The following is a 19938-nucleotide window of genomic DNA, read 5'->3' on the forward strand; positions in this document are numbered from 1 at the left end:
CGCCTATTTGAGCCGACGCTCTACGCCCTTTTCCACGAGGATCTTGGCGGATATCTCTTCTACGGAAAAATGCGTGGAGTTGATGTAGTTGATGTTTTCGCGGCGGAAGAGGTTCTCTACCTCGCGAACTTCAAACTCGCATTGGGCGTAGCTGGCATATCGGCTGTTGGGTTTGCGCTCATTGCGAATGGCGGTCAAGCGGTCCGGGTCGATGGTCAGGCCGAACAGTTTGTCGCGGTGGGTTTTGAGCGCGCTCGGAAGTTGCAGTCGCTCCATGTCGTCTTCGGTCAGCGGGTAGTTGGCGGCCCGGATGCCGTACTGCATCGCCATGTACAAGCAGGTGGGCGTTTTGCCGCACCTGGAGACGCCGACCAAAATCAGATCCGCCTTGTCGTAGTAGTGCGTGCGGGCACCGTCATCGTTGTCCAGAGCGAAGTTGACGGCGTCAATTCGCTCCATGTAGTTGGCGTTATGGCTGATCGAATGGGATTTGCCGACAGAATAGGAAGAGCGTGACATCAGTTCATGTTCCAGCGGGGCAAGGAAGGAAGAAAAGATGTCGATCATGAAGCCATTGGACTCAGCCAGGATGTCGCGAATTTCCTGGTTTACCAGCGTATCGAATATGATCGGCCGGGCGCCGTCGCTTTCCGCCGCTTTATTGATTTGCTGTACCATTGCACGCGCTTTTTCAGCCGTATCGATATATGGCCGGGTGAGCTTGGTAAACGTGATGGTTTCGAACTGTGCCAACAGGCTTTGGCCGAGCGTTTCGGCTGTAATCCCGGTACCGTCGGATATGAAAAATGCAGTTCGTTTCATTGCGCATGGGACCTTAAGTCAAGAACGGTTCTCAGCTATAGTAGGCCCCTTCGCCGAGCCTCGATTGGCTGGCATTGTTACTTATTTTGCAGGGCCAGGCCACCGTGCCGCGGATGGGCACGAACCGAGTTTCCAACACAACGTGGAGAGATCACCTTGGTAGAGTACGTAGTTTCCCTCGATAAGCTCGGCAATCATGATGTTGAGCGTGTAGGGGGCAAGAACGCCTCCCTCGGCGAGATGATCAGCAACCTTGCAGGTGCGGGAGTTTCGGTACCTGGTGGTTTCGCCACTACCGCCCAGGCCTACCGTGATTTCATGGAGCTCAGCGGTCTCAACGAGCAAATCCACGCGCTTCTCGATGCGCTGGACGTGGACGACGTCAATGCCCTTGCCAAAGCCGGCGCACAAATTCGCGGCTGGGTCATGGAAGCCGAATTCCCTCCTAAGCTCGATGCCGACATTCGTGCCGCATTCGCTGAGATGGCCGGTGGAAACGACCACATGGCGGTCGCGGTTCGTTCTTCGGCCACGGCTGAAGACCTGCCGGACGCCTCATTCGCGGGCCAGCAGGAAACCTTCCTGAATATACGCGGCGTGGATAACGTGATTCGTGCCGCCAAGGAAGTCTTCGCCTCCCTCTTCAACGACCGTGCGATTGCCTACCGCGTCCACCAGGGCTTCGATCACAAGCTGGTTGCGCTGTCCGCAGGTGTTCAGCGCATGGTGCGGTCCGAGACCGGCACGGCTGGCGTGATGTTTACCCTAGATACCGAATCAGGCTTTCGTGACGTCGTGTTTATCACGGGTGCCTATGGCCTCGGTGAAACTGTCGTCCAGGGTGCTGTCAACCCAGACGAGTTCTACGTACACAAGCACACCCTTGAAGCCGGCCGCCCTGCCATTTTGCGTCGTAATCTCGGCAGCAAGGCAATCAAGATGGTGTATGGCGAGGAGGCCAGCGCCGGCAAGTCGGTCAAAACCGTCGAGGTTGATCAGGCTGAGCGTATGCGCTTCTGCCTGACTGATGAGGAAGTGACCAATCTCGCCCATCAGGCGATGACCATCGAGAAGCACTATGGTCGTCCGATGGACATTGAGTGGGCCAAAGATGGCGATGATAACCAGCTTTACATCGTCCAGGCTCGCCCGGAAACAGTTAAGAGCCGTAGCAGCGGGAACGTCATGGAGCGTTACCTGCTGAAGGAGAAAGGAAAAGTACTGGTCGAAGGCCGTGCTATTGGTCAGCGCATCGGCGCCGGTCCGGTCAAGATCATTCACGACGTCTCCGAGATGGACAAGGTTCAGCCGGGCGACGTACTGGTTTCCGACATGACCGACCCAGATTGGGAGCCTGTGATGAAGCGCGCCAGCGCCATCGTCACTAACCGTGGTGGTCGTACCTGCCACGCAGCCATCATTGCACGCGAGCTGGGTATTCCCGCCGTCGTCGGTTGCGGTAACGCCACCGAGTTGCTGCAGGATGGCCAGCGCGTCACGGTCACCTGTGCCGAGGGCGATACCGGTCTGATCTTCGAAGGCGAGCTGGGCTTCGATATCCGCCAGAACTCTATCGATGCGATGCCAGAACTGCCGTTCAAGATCATGATGAACGTCGGTAACCCGGATCGCGCATTCGATTTTGCCCAGCTACCCAACGAAGGCGTCGGTCTGGCGCGTCTCGAATTCATCATCAACCGGATGATTGGTGTTCACCCCAAGGCGCTGCTCCATTTCGATGGCCTGCCGGCCGACGTGAAGAGCAGTGTCGAAAAGCGCATTGCCGGCTACGGCGACCCGGTCGACTTCTACGTCGAGAAGTTGGTAGAAGGTGTCAGCACGCTGGCTGCGGCATTCTGGCCGAAAAAGGTCATCGTGCGGCTGTCTGACTTCAAGTCCAACGAATACGCCAACCTGATCGGAGGCAAGCTCTACGAGCCGGAAGAAGAGAACCCGATGCTCGGCTTCCGCGGTGCATCGCGCTACATCAGCGAATCCTTCCGCGACTGCTTCGAACTCGAATGCCGTGCCATGCGTAAGGTTCGCGACGTGATGGGGCTGACCAATGTCGAGCTGATGGTGCCGTTCGTGCGCACCCTGGGCGAAGCCTCGCAGGTTATCGACATTCTCGGTCAGTTCGGACTCAAGCGTGGCGAGAACGGCCTGCGCATCATCATGATGTGCGAGCTGCCTTCCAACGCTTTGTTGGCCGATGAGTTTCTCGAGTTCTTTGATGGCTTCTCCATTGGCTCGAACGACATGACCCAGCTTACGCTTGGACTGGACCGTGACTCCGGCATCATTGCCCACCTGTTCGATGAACGTAACCCTGCAGTCAAGAAGCTGCTGGCGAATGCGATCGAAGCCTGTAACAAAGCGGGCAAGTACATTGGCATTTGTGGTCAGGGGCCTTCCGATCACCCGGACCTGGCCAAGTGGCTGATGGAGCAGGGTATTGAGAGCGTATCGCTGAACCCGGACTCGGTGCTCGATACCTGGTTCTTCCTGGCTGACGCCGAGATCAAATAAACACAGCACGGCAAAAAGGGCGGTTTCCGCCCTTTTTGCCGTTGAGCACGAGCGGTTCTATCAGCCAATGCCGTTTATCTCTGTCGCGATGCATGCCGCTTCCGCTAATGCTGCTATAGCCGTTGTGGCTGGAAGCCGGTGCGGGTAGGCAAATTGCTTATCTTTGAAGCATGGTGGCGACCGAGCCTAACGCGTTTCAAGTTTGAGGAGACTTACCATGCAATACATCACCCCTGATCTATGCGATGCCTACCCTGAGTTGGTGCAGGTGGTTGAGCCGATGTTCAGCAATTTTGGTGGTCGCGACTCCTTCGGTGGTCAGATCGTCACGATCAAATGCTTCGAAGACAATTCATTGGTCAAGGAGCAGGTAGATGTAAACGGCGCAGGCAAGGTGCTGGTGGTAGACGGTGGCGGCTCGCTGCGTCGTGCATTGCTCGGGGACATGCTTGCTGAGAAAGCAGCGCGCAATGGATGGGAGGGGCTGGTGATCTATGGTTGCATCCGTGATGTCGACGTGATCGCGCAAACGGAATTGGGCGTCCAGGCGCTGGCCACTCATCCCATGAAAACCGACAAGCGCGGAATAGGCGACCTTAATGTACCGGTGACCTTTTGTGGGGTGACTTTCCGCCCTGGTGAATACGTTTATGCCGACAACAACGGCATTATCGTTTCGCCCGAAGAGCTGAAGATGCCCGACTAGCCCGGGGCAGTTGGTTGATCAAGCCCGGCTATGCCGGGCTTTTTACGATTTGTAGGAGACGCGACCGTTGCCTGACGAAATAGGCCGTACAGGGCTTCTACATGCCCTTGTGTTAAACGGGCAAGGTGGTGCACGCAGAATTGCCTATGCAGACATTTCCTCTTTGAAGTTAGCCGCGCATGAAAGCTTGTGGCTTCATTGGGATCGCAGTCAGGCTCAGGCCCAGGCTTGGTTGCGCGACCGGAGCGGCCTGAGCGCGTTCGCATGCGACGTGTTACTGGAAGAAAATACTCGTCCACGTTTGCTGGCGCTGCCTGGCGACGAGTTGCTGCTATTCCTGCGAGGCGTCAACCTGAATCCCGACGCGGAGCCCGAGGACATGGTTTCGCTACGGGTATTCGCAGATGCGCGCAGGGTTATTTCGTTGCGCCTGCGGCCGCTGCGCTCGACCGAAGTGGTGCTCCAGCAGCTTGATGCCGGTGTTGGTCCGAAAACGGCCTCTGAAGTATTGCTCGGCCTGGCTGACGCGCTGACCGAGCGGGTTGATGAGCTCGTTGCCGTTCTGACGGAAAAGCTGGATGGAGAAGAAGACCGAGTCGAGACGGATGAACGATATACACCGCCTCAAGACAAGTTGCTGTCGTTGCGGCGCCAGGCCGCTGGTCTGCGCCGTTTTCTGTTACCACAGCGCGAGATATACGCGCAGCTCACGCGCAATCGTCTGCCGTGGTTTGTTGATGACGATACAGATTACTGGAACGAGCTGAGCAACCGGTTGATTCGCTATCTGGAGGAGTTGGAGCTGGTCCGTGAGCGAGTCAATCTAGTGCTAGAAGCAGAAGAAGAAAGGCGAATGCGCGAGCGGATGAACAGGACCATGTACTTGCTCGGCATCATTACCGGTTTTTTTCTGCCGATGAGCTTTCTCACAGGCTTGCTTGGGATCAACGTGGGCGGCATCCCTGGGTCCGAGCATCCTTATGGATTTGTTGTGGCTTGTGTGCTTATTGGTGCGGTGGCCTGTTTCCAATGGTGGATCTTCCGCCGATTGAAATGGGTGTGATGTGACTACTGGTATGGCTGTGCCGTCAGAGTCTCACTGTTGCAGAGGTAAACATGCACGATCCCTTTGAAGAATCCCTGCGGGACATGCTCAACACGCAGTCGGAGCGTCATGACGATGCCCGCCTGGATCGTGTACTGAAAACGGCCAACCGGCAGGTGGGCGCTGGCGACCTGTTTGGCCTGATGGGGCATTGGCTACAGGCTGTGCTGATCGCGTTTAGCGCTGGCGCACCGCACACTTCGGCAGTCACTCGACGCCATTCCGGTTCCCGTACTACTTTCAATAAGGTCGACTGATCATGGAACTCGATCCCTGGAGCCAGAGCTTGTTGGGTGCTATGAGCGCCCTTTGGCAACCTATCGCTGCCTTCATTCCTCGTTTGTTTGGGGCGCTCTTGCTGGTTGCCGTTGGTTTTGTCGTCGCCAAGCTACTGGACACTCTGTTGTCGAAGGTCCTGGCAAAACTGGGTCTGGACCGGTTGGTTGCCGGTACCGGGGCGACCAAGTTGCTTGGGCGTGCCGGTATTCGCATGCCGATCTCGGCCTTGATTGGCAAGATCGTCTATTGGTTCGTATTGCTGATCTTTCTGGTGTCGGCTGCGGAATCTCTGGGACTCGCTCGCGTTTCGGCGACGCTCGATATGCTCGCGCTATACGTGCCCAAGGTGTTCGGAGCGGGGCTGATCCTGTTGGTTGGCATACTCTTGGCGCAGCTGGTCAATGGTTTGGTGCGAGGCGCTGCTGAAAGCGTTGGCCTTGAATATTCCGCCGGGCTTGGACGAATCGCGCAGGGGTTGGTGATCATCATCATTATCTCCGTCGCAATCGGCCAGCTGGAGGTTAAGACCGAGCTGCTTAATTACGTCATCGCAATTGCACTGATCTCTGTCGGGTTGGCGGTTGCGTTGGCTTTCGGTCTCGGTAGCCGAGACTTGGTGAGTCAGATTCTCGCCGGCATTTACGTTCGTGAACTTTACGAGGTTGGCCAGAGGGTGCGCATCGAGGAGCTGGAGGGTTCGATCGAAGAGATTGGAACCGCGAAGACCTTGCTGCTTACCGATGAAGGCGAGCTGATCTCGGTTGCAAATAGAGTGCTGCTAGAGCAGCGCGTAGGCAGCCGTTAGGCCCGGTATTCTGTTAAAGTGCGCAGCCTCTTCTGCGGGTTACCGCGAACGGCCGCCACGATTATTGCCGGTTCGAAGCGCCTTGACTAAAACCCATCCGCCGACCATGAGCTACGACCCCCGCCAGCTCTCCGATGAGGAGCTGGTGCAGCGCGCCCATGCGGAGCTGTTTCATGTAACGAGAGCCTATGAAGAGCTGATGCGCCGTTATCAGCGTACACTCTTCAACGTATGCGCACGTTATTTAGGAAACGACCGAGACGCTGATGACGTTTGCCAAGAAGTGATGCTCAAGGTTTTATATGGTTTAAAGAACTTTGAAGGTAAATCGAAGTTCAAGACATGGCTATATAGCATTACATACAACGAGTGTATTACTCAGTACCGGAAAGAGCGCCGCAAGCGCCGCTTACTTGATGCTTTGAGCCTTGATCCTGTGGAAGAGGCGTCCGAGGAAAAGGCGCCGAACGTTGAGGAAAGGCCGGAGCTAGACAAGTGGCTGGTCCATGTGAACCAGATCGATCGGGAGATTCTCGTTCTGCGCTTTGTGGCAGAACTGGAGTTTCAGGAAATTGCCGACATTATGCACATGGGGCTAAGCGCAACAAAGATGCGTTACAAGCGGGCGCTAGATAAATTACGCGAAAAATTTTCGGGAATCGCTGAAACTTAACGGCATTAAGCTGTCCTATCGTTAGCGAACAGCTTGGGCTTGCAGTTAGCCGGTTTCCTTAGATTGTTCTGATACTCACCACCAGATGGGGATTTACGGATGAAGCTTAAAAACACCTTAGGCGTTGTAATTGGTTCTTTGGTTGCCGCCACTTCTATTAGCGCGCTGGCCCAGGGCCAAGGTGCCGTAGAGGTGGAAGCATTCGGTAAGCATTACTTCACCGATAGCTCGCGCGATGTTCAGCGTGACGGCGAACTGTACGGAGCTGGCGCTAGCTACTTCCTGACTGATGACGTTTCGCTTGGTCTGTCGTACGGCGAATACCACGACTTGACGTCCCGAGACTCGGTCGGCGCAGGCGGGCACAAAGATATCAAGGGTAGCCTGACTTCTCTGGACGCCACTTACCACTTCGGCCAGCCGGGCGTTGGTTTGCGTCCTTACGTATCCGCAGGTGCCGCTCACCAAAGCATTGGTCAAGCTGCCCGTGGCGGTCGTGATCACAGCACCTTCGCCAACGTCGGTACTGGCGTGAAGTATTACTTCACCGAAAACTTCTTCGCCAAGGCGAGTGTTGACGGCATGTACAACATCGATGCGGACGAAGCCGAGTGGATGGCTGGCGTAGGTGTCGGTCTGAACTTCGGTGGTGGTGCTAAGCAGCAGGTAGCACAGGTCGAGCCGACCCCTGCGCCAGCACCGGCGCCAATGGTCGACAACGAGCCGGAGCCAGAGCCAGAGCTCGTTCGCGTCGAGCTGGACGTCAAGTTTGATTTTGACAAGGCTCGCGTTCGCGAAGAAAGCTACAACGACATCAAGAACCTGGCTGATTTCATGCAGCAGTACCCTCAGACCAACACCATCGTTGAAGGTCACACCGACTCGGTGGGCACCGATCAATATAACCAGCGTCTGTCCGAGCGTCGTGCTCAGGCTGTCCGCGAGGTGCTGGTCAACCAGTACGGCGTTGAGAGCCAGCGTGTCGATTCGGTCGGTTACGGTGAAGCCCGCCCGGTTGCTGACAACAGCACCGAGGAAGGCCGTCAGATCAACCGTCGTGTAGAAGCTGAAGTCGAAGCACAGGTTCGTTAATTCGTATCTTGTTTCGCTAGCTGGTGGGTGCCCTGTTTAGTCTTGGGCTCCTTCTAAGCTTTCAAAAAATCCGATGCCAGATTCTGGCATCGGATTTTTTTTTGCTCTAGCTACGTCCGTTTTAGAGCTGAAGGTCTTCCTATCGGGGAAGACTGTGCATGCGAGTTCAGATATGCATGTTCATCTGGTTGGTAGAGCTTTCGCGCTAGCTGTCCAGGTTGATGGGATGCAGCGCCGTCATACGCAGCATCAAAGGCATCCTTTAAACACCCCTTAGCTAGGAAGCAGCTAGCGGCGGCCATGCCTAAACGAGCTCCAATGCCGTCGTTCAGGGTTAGCACTGTGATGAATGTCGAACGCCTTTGATCGGCTTGTCAGTAGTGCTCTGTTTGGGTGGGGCTGCGCAAAGAGGGTGCGAGGGGAAGGGGAGGCGGGGGTAAACTAGATCTCGTTTGCGCGTCGTACACAAAAAAAAGCTGCTCCATATAGGGGCAGCTTTTTGCAGATGCCAAGACATCTGTTACACCATTGACCCAGGCGGCGCCTGGGCCATATTCAGTTCTTAGTGGAACTGGTTCATGGTGTTGTCTTTACCGCTTGCCTTCAGAGCCGCTTCGCCAGCGAAGTACTCCTTGTGGTTGTCGCCGATGTCGGAGCCAGCCATGTTTTGGTGCTTGACGCAGGCGATACCCTGACGCAGCTCTTCACGCTGTACACCTTTGACGTAGGCCAGCATGCCCTGATCTGCGAAGTACCCTTTTGCCAGGTTGTCGGTCGACAGCGCGGCAGTGTGGTAAGTCGGCAGCGTGATCAGGTGGTGGAAGATACCAGCATGAGCGGACCCATCCTTCTGGAAGGTGCGGATCTTCTCGTCGGCAATTTGAGCCAGCTCGGTTTCGTCGTACTCAACGCTCATCAGCTTGGCGCGGTCGTAGGCGGAGACGTCCTTGCCTTCGGCAACGAATGCATCGAATACTTGCTGGCGGAAGTTAAGGGTCCAGTTGAAGGACGGGCTGTTGTTGTAGACCAGCTTGGCGTTCGGGATCTCTTTGCGGATCTCGTCAACCATGGCCGCGATCTGGCCAACATGAGGCTTCTCAGTCTCGATCCACAGCAGGTCCGCGCCGTTCTGCAGCGAAGTGATGCAGTCGAGTACGCAGCGCGCTTCGCCGGTGCCTTTGCGGAACTGGAACAGGTTGCTCGGCAGGCGCTTAGGACGCAGCAGTTTGCCTTCACGCTTGATCACAACGTCGCCGTTGCCGAGGTCGGCTTCGGTGATCTCTTCGCAGTCAAGGAAGGAGTTGTACAGGTCACCCAGGTCGCCCGGCTCTTTGGTCACTGCGATCTGCTTGGTCAGACCGGCGCCCAGAGAGTCGGTACGCGCAACGATGACGCCGTTGTCGATGCCCAGCTCGAGAAATGCATAGCGGACGGCGGCAATCTTGGCCAGGAAGTCGGCATGAGGAACGGTTACCTTGCCGTCCTGGTGTCCGCACTGCTTCTCATCGGAAACCTGGTTCTCGATCTGGATGCAGCATGCGCCGGCTTCGATCATGCGCTTGGCCAGCAGGTAGGTGGCTTCCGGGTTACCGAAACCAGCGTCAATGTCGGCAATGATCGGGACGATGTGGGTTTCGTAGTTGTCGATCTGCGACTGGATCTCGGCGGCCTTGGCAGTGTCGCCGGCTTCGCGAGCGGCGTCCAAAGCAGTGAACAGCAGGTCCAGCTCGCGGCTGTCGGCCTGGCGCAGGAAGGTGTACAGCTCTTCGATCAGGTCGGAGACTGCGGTCTTCTCGTGCATCGACTGGTCTGGCAGCGGGCCGAACTCGGAGCGCAGCGCGGCAACCATCCAGCCCGACAGGTAGAGGTAGCGCTTATTGGTGGTTTTCAGGTGCTTCTTAATAGAGATCAGTTTCTGCTGACCGATGAAACCATGCCAGCAGCCTAGCGACTGGGTGTAGGCGGACGTATCGGCGTCGTACTCAGCCATGTCCTTGCGCATGATGTCGGCAGTGTACTGCGCGATTTCCAGACCGGTCTTGAAACGGTTCTGTGTGCGCATACGTGCTACGGATTCGGGGTTAATCGCGCTCCAGCTGCTTCCAGCTGCTTCTTTCAGAGCGGCAACGGCCTTGATGTCGTTTTGATAAGCGGACATGGTCAATCCTTCAAAGAAATTCGTGTTTGGTTGAGCACCGACTTTTCCCACTGAAACCTACGTGCTTGCGCTGATGAAGCGGACAACACGTGGCAGAGCGTCGAAATATCGACCGAGACGAGGATTGAACCAAGAGGAGGAGGGTATGCAGTTACGACCGCAAGAGGATTCGGTTAGCTGTGGAATGATCGTGGCATTCCAACACACAGCGACGCGGGGCCGTTGAGTGGATCAGCGAACTGATGTCTCGAGCTGATGCGTTAATCGCTTCCCCGTCCCTCAGGACGACTCGTTCCAGTCGCAACCTCGTCAGTCCGCCTTGTGGGCAGTACAGTCACGGAACGCCTCTGCTGGTTGGCTGAGCGCGATCCGGAGACCCTTTCAGAGTCTCTGGTTAGCGGGAGCGGGGCCATCATGCTCCGGCTAAAATGGTTCGTCAAATGTTTTTGTAGTGAACTTTGGTAGGCACTACATTTCTTAACCGAGCGTTATTTGTCTGCTGAACTTTCTTAATCCAGCGTGTCTACTTTTAGTCGCAGGGAAAGGTCTTGACTGCCGGCTGTGGAATATCTGCGTAGCATTCCGTTCTCGCTGGAGCTTGCAGATTCGTCAACGCCGCCGAGCTCAATCCATTCGCCGAGCCGTCCGCTGACCCGAGTATCGGTTTGCTGGACGTTGATTGCGCCTTGCTGGGCTGCGCTCATACGGTCGTTATGGCTGCTAATCGTAACCTGCACCCGGTCGCCCTGAACCGTAGCGGTGGCGTAGAAACCTCGCGTGACATCCCGATACTGAGTTTGTTGATAGATCTGCCCGTAGCCGTCGGCCCCCATGGTGGTAATTGGTACGCTTTGGCCTATCTGAATCAATGCAGGATAGCCCTCGGTGGCTTGGACCTGTTGAACACCTCCGCCTTGGTTGTTGGTGCTGCGACGAATGATGCGCGCCTGGTCTCTGCCTCTCTTCTCGCCGTCGCCGCTCTGGATTTCAACATCACCGATGCGGGTTGTGCCGTCGACCCGATAGCCACTTTCGCTGCCTGCGGCCGAGTTTTGGGTATCGACACTTATAAGCAGCCTGAGAGGTTCGGTATCTAGCTTGGACAGCACATCGCGCAGCTCAGTGATCACAGCGGCCGGCGCGTTCACGATCAGCTGGTTCCCATATGCGTTGACTTTGCCCTGATCCCCTACAACTGATTGGGCGATCGGTAGCACGTCCTCCGCCATTCGGAAGTCCAGCGGAATTACCTCTGTCGCAGCATTAAGCGCCGAGCTAGCGATTAACAGGCACGCAGCGATAAAACGACGAGTCATAGCAAAAAACTCCGCATATCGGGATCAGGAAGGCTACGGTCCCAGGCGGCGTCGAATAGCCTTAGCTGTTGGCGAGCGCGACCAGGGTCTCGGTATAGCGCTTGACCAGAGAATTGATCCGCATTCGGGCGAATCAGCATGCCGCACCCATCGACTACGAGGAACGCGGAGGTTTGCAGCTGATAATCCTGATGAGTGCGGCGAATGTGCAAGCTGCTAGTCAATCTGCGGCTCAGAGTGACCAGGCGGTGACCTTCTTTGACTGCGCGAGACGAGTCGCCCACCAAGATACGCAAGCGGTTGCGTGGATGGGCCCGTAAAAACTGCGAGCATGCCTTTTGAATGCAGCTGTGGTTGTACAGCCAAGGTTCCAGGTCCGGCGTATAGATGCTCAGGCTGCGCCTGACCTGCTCAATCAGCGCAAGCGCATGCTTACGAGCTTCGCCCATGTCATCGAAAGCTTGAACTGTAGTGCTGACGCCTAGCGTAAACGGCGCGGCCTGCCATTCTTGTTGAAGAGCAGGCTGTGCCGCTGGGTTACCAATCTGGAAGCGACCCGGTGATTGGAACTCGATCATCGACCGGGCGTCTTCGCTGATAGAGTGATCCAGGTCGTCATGCATCATATGGTTAGTGGCTCTTTCGCAGCATATCGACGTGGGGAAGGCCGGCCTCAAGGAACTCTTCGCTGACTACTTCGAAGCCAAGGCGCTCATAGAACGATGTGGCATGCACTTGGGCGGTGAGTCGCTGTTCGGTGAGGCCGCGCCGCTCGGCTTCTTCGATGACCGCTTTCATCAGCGCGCCGCCGACGTTCATTCCGCGCCAGTCGCGTAATACCGAAACGCGACCGATATGCCCGTCATTAAGCAGTCGCGCGGTACCAATCGGATAGCCGCTTTCCAAGGCGAGGAAATGCACGGCCTCGACATCGTCAGCGTCCCACTCCAGTTCCGGGGGCACTGACTGTTCAGCAATGAACACAGTTTCCCTAATCCGGCGTAAGTCGGCGTTATCCTGCTGCCAGTCGGCGATGCGAACTTCTATGTCACTCATCAGCAAACTCCAGACTTCCCTGTTTGACCAGTTGCAGGACGAGATTACGCCCATCCTCGTCGCTCAGCCAGCCAGCGAGGTTTTCGGAATGGAGCGCATCGGCTGAACAAACCATTTTCAATAGCTCCTTCAGATGGCCTGGAAGCAGCCGGCTTTGACCGCTGGCAAACAGCAACAAGCCGATGTCCACTTCACTCCAGGCCAGGCGTGCACTCAGGTTTCGCACGAGTATGGCGCCATCATCCAATGCTGCGAGCATTGCCTGCTCGTCGATTTCCGGACCCTGGACTCGCTCCGGATAGCGCGGTTCGGTCATGAACTGGCCGAACCAGGTTAGCAGCAATCTCTCGTCGCCCATATGCTCGGCTAGCATCGCGCGCAGGCGATCCAGCGCATCGCTTTGGATCTGGTGCGGGTCTTCGATCGGAAGCATATCTGCGTCGCTGTAGCGTTCCTCATCAGGCAGGAACTGCGCCAGGAAGTCAGTGAAATGGGTAAGGACCTCCGCTGCGCTGGGGGCTCTGAAGCCTAGCGAGTAGGTCATGCACGCATCTTCGGCGGTACCGAAATGAGCCAGTCTTGGTGGCAGGTAAAGCATGTCGCCTGGCTCGAGTACCCATTCGTCGGTGCCTTGAAAATCCGCGAGTATGCGCAGGTCGGCATGCTTGAGCATTTTGCTCTCGCTGTCGCACATCTGTCCTACGCGCCAGCGACGCTGGCCATGCGCTTGGAGGAGGAATACATCGTAATTGTCGAAATGCGGGCCCACACCGCCCCCCGGTGCTGCAAAGCTGACCATGATGTCATCGATCCGCCAATTGGGCAGGAAGCGAAAGTGCTCGATAAGCTCGGCAACTTCTGGCACCAATTGGTCGACGGCCTGGACCAGCAACGTCCAGTCACGCTCCGGCAGGTTCTGGTAGGTCTCTTCGCTGAAGGGGCCGCGGCGCAGCTCCCACGGAGTTTCGCCATGTTCGATGACCAGGCGTGACTCGACTTCTTCCTCCAGGGACAAGCCGGCCAACTCGTCTGGGGAAACCGGGCTCTCGAACCCGGGAATTGCCTGGCGGACCAGTAGAGGCTTTTTCTGCCAATAATCACGAAGGAACTCGCGCGCGCTGATCCCACCAAGGATTTGCAAAGGGGTGTCGGAAGTCATGCCAGGTACCTTGCTCTGTTTAAGAGCTGCAAATAAAAACGCCCGGCACAGCCGGGCGTGCAAATAATGGGTTCGCTCAGATCCGCTTGGCCTGATCGGCGGCGTTACCGATGTAGGCGGCCGGGGTCAGTTTGCGCAGCGCCTGCTTGGCTTCGGCCGGCATATCCAGGCCTTCGATGAAAGTCTGCAGCGCCTCGGGGCTGATGCCTTTGCCTCGGGTCAACTCCTTGAGTTTCTCGTAGGGATTCTCAATGGCATACCGACGCATGACGGTCTGGATCGGCTCGGCCAGTACTTCCCAGCAGGCGTCGAGATCCTCGGCAATTCGCGCTTCGTTGAGCTCCAGTTTACCGATGCCTTTAAGGCTGGCCTCGTACGCAATAATGCTATGAGCAAAGCCAACTCCCAAATTGCGCAGTACGGTGGAGTCGGTCAGGTCACGCTGCCAGCGGGAAATGGGCAGCTTGCTCGCCAAGTGACTTAGCAGTGCGTTGGCAATTCCGAGATTGCCTTCCGAGTTCTCGAAATCGATCGGGTTGACCTTGTGCGGCATGGTCGAGGAGCCAATTTCGCCGGCAACGGTGCGCTGCTTGAAATAGCCCAGCGAAATGTAGCCCCAGATGTCGCGATCGAAATCGATAAGAATGGTGTTAAATCGAGCCACGGCATCGAATAGCTCGGCGATGTAATCGTGAGGCTCGATCTGTGTGGTGTAAGGGTTCCAGGAGAGTCCTAGGTCACCTTCGATGAATTCTCGCGCGTTAGCTTCCCAGTCAACGTCGGGATAAGCCGACAGGTGAGCATTGTAGTTGCCGACGGCGCCATTGATCTTGCCGAGCAGCGGTACCGCCGCAACCTGCGCAATCTGACGCTCCAGGCGATAGACCACGTTAGCCAGCTCCTTGCCCAAGGTGGTAGGCGAAGCGGGCTGACCATGGGTACGGGAGAGCATGGGTACGTCTGCATGCTCGATAGCCAAGGCGCGGATTGCGTCCGCTAACTGGCGCATCAGGGGCAGCAAAACCTTATCGCGACCCTGGCGTAGCATCAGAGCATGGGACAGGTTATTGATGTCCTCGCTGGTGCAGGCGAAATGGATGAATTCGTTGACCTTGGCCAGTTCTGGTAGCTGCTTGGCTTGCTCCTTGAGGAGGTATTCCACCGCTTTTACGTCGTGGTTGGTGGTTCGCTCGAATTCCTTAACGCGCTCGGCATGTTCGAGTTGGAAGTTCTCGGCAAGGTGATCGAGTAGTGCGTTAGCCTCTTCCGAGAAGGGCGCCACCTCTGGAATTCCGGCATGTGCAGCCAGGCGTTGCAGCCAGCGGACCTCAACCTGAACGCGGCAGCGAATCAGGCCGAATTCGCTGAAAATGGGGCGCAGGGCGCTGGTTTTGCCGGCGTAGCGGCCATCGACAGGGGAAACCGCGGTGAGCGAGGAAAGCTGCATAGAGGGCATTCTCGGACAGTCGAGCGACGAAAAGAGGGCGAAGATTATACACGAAGCGGAAGGCTAATTGCCGCTTTGGCCAGTAAGCACGTTGCGCTTCGCGTTGCGGTTATTCGGATTTCAGCATGGGATATAGCGCGTCGAGCATTTTGCGTCGGCTGAATACCATCTGCCAACGGTGTCCGCCGAGCTGGCGCCAGAGCCGTGCTGAACGAATCCCTGCCAGCAGAAGGGCGCGTATTTTTGCTGCGTTGTCGTTCTGCTGAAGATGGCGCATGTCGCCTTGGACCTGAATGCGTTGGCGAAAGGTACTCAGTGTGTCCTGGTACAAACCGCCAAAAGAGGCGATTACGTTCTCGTGGGTCAGCCCAAAGTGATCGGCCTGCTGCTGTATCTGGTCCAGGCGGCTTCCGATCACCTGCAACAGGTCACGGCGTTTATCAAGCTGTCGTTCCAGGCCGATCATCGCCAGCGCATAGCGCAGCGGCTCGCGTTGCAGGCTGCTGGTGTCTCGCTCCAGTGCGCCGACAAGGGCGCGATAGCCCTCGCGGAGATTCAAGTCATCTCCACCATAAATCTCCAAAGCCGGTTTGTCCTCTCGCACCAACAGGCTGCCCAACAGGTTCGCCAGGGCTGCGTTCGGCACTTGACCGGTTCGGGCTATTCGATCGACCAGTGCTGCAGCTTCGAATACAGCCCCAAGAGCTACTAGTTGTTCCTGTCGTGGCGTCATGGGCGGGCTCCGGCGAACCAGGGCTCTGCGGTCTCGATCACGCCACCACCGAGGCAAACCTCGCCATTGTAGAACACCACGGATTGGCCAGGCGTTACAGCGCGTTGAGGTTCGTCGAAAACCGCTCGATAGCCGTTGGTGGTCTGTTCCAGTGTGCAGATCTGGTCGCTCTGCCGATAGCGAACTTTCGCCGTGAGCCGCAGGGGGGCGGTCAGTTGGATCGGATTGACCCAGTAGATTTCTGAGGCGAGCAGGGCGCGAGAAAACAGCCAGGGATGGTCGTTGCCTTGACCTACCACTAGCACGTTGCGCTCGAGATCCTTGCTTAACACGTACCAGGGCTCGTCGCTTGCGTCCTTAAGGCCGCCGATACCCAGACCCTGTCGCTGGCCGATGGTGTGATACATAAGGCCGTGATGGCGACCTATGGTTTCGCCATCTATCGTTTCGATGTTGCCCGGTTGAGCAGGCAGATATTGCTTGAGAAAATCGCTGAAACGGCGCTCGCCGATGAAGCAAATTCCGGTCGAGTCTTTCTTTTTCGCCGTCGCCAACCCGTGCTTTTCGGCAACTGCCCGGACCGCTGGCTTTTCCAGCTCCCCCACCGGGAATAAGGTTTTGCTCAGCTGCTCGCCGCCAACAGCGTGAAGGAAATAGCTTTGGTCCTTGTTCGAGTCCAGCCCTTTGAGCAGCTCGCTGCGCCCATCGATGTCTCGTCGCCGTACGTAGTGTCCGGTCGCGATCAGGTCGGCGCCGAGCGCCAAGGCATAATCAAGGAACGCCTTGAATTTGATCTCGCGGTTGCAAAGGATGTCAGGATTCGGCGTCCTGCCTGCTTTGTACTCAGCGAGAAAGTGCTCGAACACGTTGTCCCAGTACTCAGCGGCAAAGTTTGCCGTGTGCAGTTTAATGCCGATCTTGTCGCAGACGGCTTGGGCATCGGCTAGATCCTCCCGAGCAGTGCAATACTCGGTTCCGTCATCTTCCTCCCAGTTCTTCATGAACAGGCCCTCGACCTGGTACCCCTGTTCGAGGAGAAGCAGAGCGGAAACTGACGAGTCGACACCGCCGGACATGCCGACAATGACGCGCAGGTTTTCAGGGGCAACGAACGGTGAATCAGGCATAAAGACTCAGGGTTAACTGCAAAGCGTGCAATTCTAACAGGCCGGTCAAGCCAGCGGTTAAGGTCCCTCAGTCTCGTATCACGGCGAGATCGTGTGGCGGGCCAGCCAGATAGTCATCAATGCAGCGCAGGATCAGCTCGCTGCGCCAACGTTCCGGTTGGTTGGCCAGTTCGTCTCGAGTCATCCAGAGCGCTGCGACAATGCCGCTGTCGAGTTCGCGGTGCGGCTCATGGCGAACCGGAGTGGCCGCAAAGCAGACGCGTTGGTAGGTCACGCCGTTGCTAGGTGCAGTGTATAGGTAGATACCTACTACACCCGCGAGCGCGACCTCCCAGCCGGTTTCCTCTAGGGTTTCGCGCACCGCGGCTTGGCGTAATGTTTCGTGGGGTTCAAGGTGCCCCGCCGGTTGATTCAGTACCAAACGGCCGCCTTTCGATTCTTCGACCATAAGGAAGCGGCCATCGACCTCGACAATCGTCGCCACGGTTATGTGTGGATGCCAGCTCATGTTCGGCCTCAGCTCGTCTATAGACTTCGATGGTAGCGTTTCGCGTGCACGGTAAAAAGAAACCCCGGCCTAGCGCCGGGGTTTCTTTTTTTCATGCAGCAGTACCACCAACGAAGATCAAGCCAGGGCGGCGAGCGCGGCGTTGAATGTTGCGCTAGGACGCATCGCTTTGCTGGTCAGCTCAGGATTGGAGCGGTAGTAGCCGCCAATCTCCACGGGTTTGCCCTGAACCTCGGCCAGTTCAGCGAGAATGGCTTGCTCGTTGTCCTGCAGCTGCTTCGCCAGGGGCGCGAAATGGGCCTGCAGTTGAGCATCTTCGGTTTGTGCTGCAAGCTCCTGCGCCCAGTACAGCGCCAGGTAGAAGTGGCTGCCGCGGTTGTCCAGCTCACCGGTTCGACGAGAGGGCGACTTGTTGTTGTCGAGCAGCTTGCCAGTGGCAGCATCCAGCGTTCTGCCCAGCAGTTTGGCTTTGACGTTGTCGGTCTTGATGCCCGTCTCTTCCAGCGACACGGCCAACGCCAGGAACTCACCGAGCGAGTCCCAGCGGAGGTGGTTTTCTTCGATCAACTGCTGGACATGCTTGGGTGCGGAGCCACCAGCGCCGGTCTCGTACATGCCACCGCCTGCCATCAAGGGAACGATCGACAGCATTTTTGCCGAGGTCCCGAGTTCCATGATCGGGAACAGGTCGGTCAGGTAATCGCGCAGCACGTTACCGGTCACGGAAATGGTGTCCTGGCCACGAATCAGGCGTTCCATGCTCACGCGGATGGCTTCGTTGTAGCCCATGATGCGAATGTCTAGCCCGCTCAGGTCATGCTCCTGCAGATAGGCTTCAACCTTCTTCTGCAGTTCACGATCGTGCGCGCGCTCTGGGTCAAGCCAGAAGATGGCCGGCGTGCCCGATTGGCGCGCGCGGGTAACGGCCAGCTTGACCCAGTCGCGAATCGGCGCGTCCTTGGTTTGGCATGCGCGCCAGATGTCACCTTTCTCCACTTCGTGCTGCATCAGCACGGTGCCATCGGCCAGCACGACGCGCATGGTGCCGTCAGCTTGCATTTCGAAGGTCTTGTCATGGGAGCCGTACTCTTCGGCCTTCTGCGCCATCAGGCCGACGTTCGGTACGCTGCCCATGGTTACCGGATCGAACGCACCGTTGGTCTTGCAGAAGTTGATCATCTCCTGATAGATGCGGGCATAGGTGCTCTCTGGCATCACCGCCTTGGTGTCTTTCTGCTTTCCGTCTTTGCCCCACATCTGACCCGAGTTGCGGATCATGGCGGGCATGGACGCATCAACGATCACATCGCTCGGTATGTGCAGGTTTGTGATGCCTTTGACAGAATCCACCATCGCCATTTCAGGACGCTCGGCGTAGCAGGCGTGGATGTCGTGAAGGATCTCTTCTTGCTGGGAGTCGGGCAGCGACTTGATCTTGTCGTAGACGCTGCTGATGCCATTGTTTGGATTGACGCCCAGTTCTTTGAACAGCTCGCCGTACTTGTCGAAGACGTCCTTGTAATAGACGCTAACGGCGTGGCCGAAGACGATCGGGTGCGAGATTTTCATCATGGTCGCCTTGACGTGCAGGGACCACATAACGCCGGTTTCCTTGCAGTCCTGCAGCGTTTGCTCGAAAAACTCACGCAGCTTGTTGCAGCTCATGAACATGCCGTCGAGCACTTCGCCTTCTTGCAAGGCGAGCTGCTTCTTGACTTCAACCTTGCCATCCTTGCCGACAAACTCGATGCGCACATCACCTGGTGCTGCCATGGTGATGGACTGTTCGCTGGAGAAGAAATCGCCGCCGCGCATGTAGTCCGCATGCGACTGCGACGCCTTGCTCCACTTGCCCATTGAGTGCGGATGCTTGCGAGCAAAGGCTTTTACCGCTGCGGGGGCGCGTCGGTCCGAGTTGCCTTCGCGCAGAACCGGGTTAACGGCGCTACCGAGCACCTTGCCGTAACGCGCACGCACTTCTTTGTCGGCTTCCGTCTGCGGGTCTTCTGGAAAATTGGGAATGCCATAACCCAATGCTTGCAGTTCAGCGATGGCCGCCTTGAGTTGAGGCACGGAGGCGCTGATGTTGGGGAGCTTGATGATGTTGGCGTCCGGCTGATTAGTCAGCTCGGCAAGCTTGGCCAGGTCATCTTCAGCCGCTTTGTCGGCACCCAGTTGATCGGCAAAGCTTGCAAGGATGCGCCCTGCGAGAGAGATGTCACGTGTTTCGACGGCAATATCAGCGGAGGCGGCAAAGGCTTCTACAATGGGCAGAAGCGAATAGGTGGCCAGCGCCGGGGCTTCGTCGGTGAAGGTATAAATAATCTTCGAGCGGGTGGACATGTAGAGTTGACTCTCTCTTGCTGAGCGTGCACAGAACTTCGATTTGCGCAGGTAGGCGCCCTGGCTGCGTTAGCCGTGCC

The 19938-nt window shown here is 57.0% G+C and carries 18 protein-coding genes; 7 read left to right on the top strand and 11 right to left on the bottom strand.

Annotated features, from left to right (window positions below; all coding sequences use genetic code 11):
- Positions 1-3: 3 nt before the first annotated feature.
- Positions 4-822 carry a posphoenolpyruvate synthetase regulatory kinase/phosphorylase PpsR gene (gene ppsR / locus ACIGHL_RS03310; RefSeq protein WP_045426458.1) on the bottom strand — a complete coding sequence of 273 codons (819 nt, stop codon included), beginning with the start codon at positions 820-822 and terminating at the stop codon, positions 4-6.
- A gap of 156 nt (positions 823-978) precedes the next feature.
- Between ppsR and ppsA the strand changes: the two genes are divergently transcribed.
- The 7 genes from ppsA to ACIGHL_RS03345 all read left to right on the top strand — a co-directional run bounded on the left by ppsA (position 979) and on the right by ACIGHL_RS03345 (position 8011).
- Positions 979-3351 (top strand): phosphoenolpyruvate synthase, encoded by a 2373-nt coding sequence (gene ppsA, locus ACIGHL_RS03315; protein ID WP_128121185.1) that lies wholly within the window; start codon positions 979-981, stop codon positions 3349-3351.
- A gap of 217 nt (positions 3352-3568) precedes the next feature.
- Positions 3569-4057 (top strand): ribonuclease E activity regulator RraA, encoded by a 489-nt coding sequence (rraA, locus tag ACIGHL_RS03320; protein ID WP_128121186.1) that lies wholly within the window; start codon positions 3569-3571, stop codon positions 4055-4057.
- Positions 4058-4124: 67 nt separating this feature from the next.
- A complete protein-coding gene (cmaX, locus tag ACIGHL_RS03325; protein ID WP_128121187.1) occupies positions 4125-5120 on the top strand; it encodes a divalent cation transporter CmaX in 996 nt (331 codons plus the stop codon).
- 53 nt (positions 5121-5173) lie between these two features.
- Positions 5174-5419: a CrfX protein gene (locus ACIGHL_RS03330; RefSeq protein WP_128121188.1), complete on the top strand. Its 246-nt coding sequence runs from the start codon at positions 5174-5176 to the stop codon at positions 5417-5419.
- 2 nt (positions 5420-5421) lie between these two features.
- Positions 5422-6246, top strand: a complete 825-nt coding sequence (locus ACIGHL_RS03335; RefSeq protein ID WP_128121189.1) for a mechanosensitive ion channel family protein — start codon at positions 5422-5424, stop codon at positions 6244-6246.
- Positions 6247-6352: 106 nt separating this feature from the next.
- Positions 6353-6919: an RNA polymerase sigma factor SigX gene (gene sigX / locus ACIGHL_RS03340; RefSeq protein WP_045426473.1), complete on the top strand. Its 567-nt coding sequence runs from the start codon at positions 6353-6355 to the stop codon at positions 6917-6919.
- Positions 6920-7018: 99 nt separating this feature from the next.
- A complete protein-coding gene (locus ACIGHL_RS03345; RefSeq protein WP_128121190.1) occupies positions 7019-8011 on the top strand; it encodes an OmpA family protein in 993 nt (330 codons plus the stop codon).
- Positions 8012-8573: 562 nt separating this feature from the next.
- Here ACIGHL_RS03345 and ACIGHL_RS03350 read toward each other — a convergent pair.
- From ACIGHL_RS03350 to ACIGHL_RS03395, 10 genes are all read right to left on the bottom strand, one after another.
- A complete protein-coding gene (locus tag ACIGHL_RS03350; RefSeq protein ID WP_128121191.1) occupies positions 8574-10169 on the bottom strand; it encodes an isocitrate lyase in 1596 nt (531 codons plus the stop codon).
- A 509-nt stretch (positions 10170-10678) separates the two neighbouring features.
- Positions 10679-11485 carry a secretin N-terminal domain-containing protein gene (locus tag ACIGHL_RS03355; protein WP_128121192.1) on the bottom strand — a complete coding sequence of 269 codons (807 nt, stop codon included), beginning with the start codon at positions 11483-11485 and terminating at the stop codon, positions 10679-10681.
- Positions 11482-12108: a DUF7931 domain-containing protein gene (locus ACIGHL_RS03360; RefSeq protein ID WP_181690029.1), complete on the bottom strand. Its 627-nt coding sequence runs from the start codon at positions 12106-12108 to the stop codon at positions 11482-11484. Before ACIGHL_RS03360 ends, ACIGHL_RS03355 begins: the two co-directional genes overlap by 4 nt.
- A 7-nt stretch (positions 12109-12115) precedes the next feature.
- A complete protein-coding gene (locus ACIGHL_RS03365) occupies positions 12116-12541 on the bottom strand; it encodes a GNAT family N-acetyltransferase (protein WP_128121194.1) in 426 nt (141 codons plus the stop codon).
- A complete protein-coding gene (locus ACIGHL_RS03370) occupies positions 12534-13700 on the bottom strand; it encodes a ribosomal protein uL16 3-hydroxylase (RefSeq protein WP_128121195.1) in 1167 nt (388 codons plus the stop codon). Before ACIGHL_RS03370 ends, ACIGHL_RS03365 begins: the two co-directional genes overlap by 8 nt.
- Positions 13701-13776: 76 nt before the next feature.
- Positions 13777-15147 carry an adenylosuccinate lyase gene (purB, locus tag ACIGHL_RS03375; protein ID WP_128121196.1) on the bottom strand — a complete coding sequence of 457 codons (1371 nt, stop codon included), beginning with the start codon at positions 15145-15147 and terminating at the stop codon, positions 13777-13779.
- Between the two features lie 109 nt (positions 15148-15256).
- Complete coding sequence (gene hflD, locus ACIGHL_RS03380; protein WP_045426495.1) at positions 15257-15880, bottom strand: high frequency lysogenization protein HflD; 624 nt, start codon at positions 15878-15880, stop codon at positions 15257-15259.
- A complete protein-coding gene (gene mnmA, locus ACIGHL_RS03385) occupies positions 15877-17007 on the bottom strand; it encodes a tRNA 2-thiouridine(34) synthase MnmA (protein WP_181690027.1) in 1131 nt (376 codons plus the stop codon). Before mnmA ends, hflD begins: the two co-directional genes overlap by 4 nt.
- A 67-nt stretch (positions 17008-17074) precedes the next feature.
- Positions 17075-17515 carry an NUDIX hydrolase gene (locus tag ACIGHL_RS03390; protein ID WP_128121197.1) on the bottom strand — a complete coding sequence of 147 codons (441 nt, stop codon included), beginning with the start codon at positions 17513-17515 and terminating at the stop codon, positions 17075-17077.
- A gap of 117 nt (positions 17516-17632) precedes the next feature.
- The gene (locus tag ACIGHL_RS03395) at positions 17633-19858 is read right to left on the bottom strand and encodes an NADP-dependent isocitrate dehydrogenase (protein ID WP_128121198.1); all 2226 of its coding nucleotides are present in this window, start codon (positions 19856-19858) and stop codon (positions 17633-17635) included.
- Positions 19859-19938 lie beyond the last annotated feature (80 nt).

It is taken from the genome of Pseudomonas sp. NPDC077451 (genome assembly GCF_044543345.1).
Taxonomy (GTDB): Bacteria; Pseudomonadota; Gammaproteobacteria; order Pseudomonadales; family Pseudomonadaceae; genus Stutzerimonas.

What these genes read in the sequence shown, in the direction of transcription:
- ppsR (WP_045426458.1), bottom strand. Translation starts at nt 822, where the DNA reads ATGAAACGAACTGCATTTTTCATATCCGACGGTACCGGGATTACAGCC.
- rraA (WP_128121186.1), top strand. Translation starts at nt 3,569, where the DNA reads ATGCAATACATCACCCCTGATCTATGCGATGCCTACCCTGAGTTGGTG.
- ACIGHL_RS03330 (WP_128121188.1), top strand. Translation starts at nt 5,174, where the DNA reads ATGCACGATCCCTTTGAAGAATCCCTGCGGGACATGCTCAACACGCAG.
- ACIGHL_RS03335 (WP_128121189.1), top strand. Translation starts at nt 5,422, where the DNA reads ATGGAACTCGATCCCTGGAGCCAGAGCTTGTTGGGTGCTATGAGCGCC.
- sigX (WP_045426473.1), top strand. Translation starts at nt 6,353, where the DNA reads ATGAGCTACGACCCCCGCCAGCTCTCCGATGAGGAGCTGGTGCAGCGC.
- ACIGHL_RS03345 (WP_128121190.1), top strand. Translation starts at nt 7,019, where the DNA reads ATGAAGCTTAAAAACACCTTAGGCGTTGTAATTGGTTCTTTGGTTGCC.
- ACIGHL_RS03350 (WP_128121191.1), bottom strand. Translation starts at nt 10,169, where the DNA reads ATGTCCGCTTATCAAAACGACATCAAGGCCGTTGCCGCTCTGAAAGAA.
- ACIGHL_RS03355 (WP_128121192.1), bottom strand. Translation starts at nt 11,485, where the DNA reads ATGACTCGTCGTTTTATCGCTGCGTGCCTGTTAATCGCTAGCTCGGCG.
- ACIGHL_RS03360 (WP_181690029.1), bottom strand. Translation starts at nt 12,108, where the DNA reads ATGCATGACGACCTGGATCACTCTATCAGCGAAGACGCCCGGTCGATG.
- ACIGHL_RS03365 (WP_128121194.1), bottom strand. Translation starts at nt 12,541, where the DNA reads ATGAGTGACATAGAAGTTCGCATCGCCGACTGGCAGCAGGATAACGCC.
- ACIGHL_RS03370 (WP_128121195.1), bottom strand. Translation starts at nt 13,700, where the DNA reads ATGACTTCCGACACCCCTTTGCAAATCCTTGGTGGGATCAGCGCGCGC.
- purB (WP_128121196.1), bottom strand. Translation starts at nt 15,147, where the DNA reads ATGCAGCTTTCCTCGCTCACCGCGGTTTCCCCTGTCGATGGCCGCTAC.
- hflD (WP_045426495.1), bottom strand. Translation starts at nt 15,880, where the DNA reads ATGACGCCACGACAGGAACAACTAGTAGCTCTTGGGGCTGTATTCGAA.
- mnmA (WP_181690027.1), bottom strand. Translation starts at nt 17,007, where the DNA reads ATGCCTGATTCACCGTTCGTTGCCCCTGAAAACCTGCGCGTCATTGTC.
- ACIGHL_RS03390 (WP_128121197.1), bottom strand. Translation starts at nt 17,515, where the DNA reads ATGAGCTGGCATCCACACATAACCGTGGCGACGATTGTCGAGGTCGAT.
- ACIGHL_RS03395 (WP_128121198.1), bottom strand. Translation starts at nt 19,858, where the DNA reads ATGTCCACCCGCTCGAAGATTATTTATACCTTCACCGACGAAGCCCCG.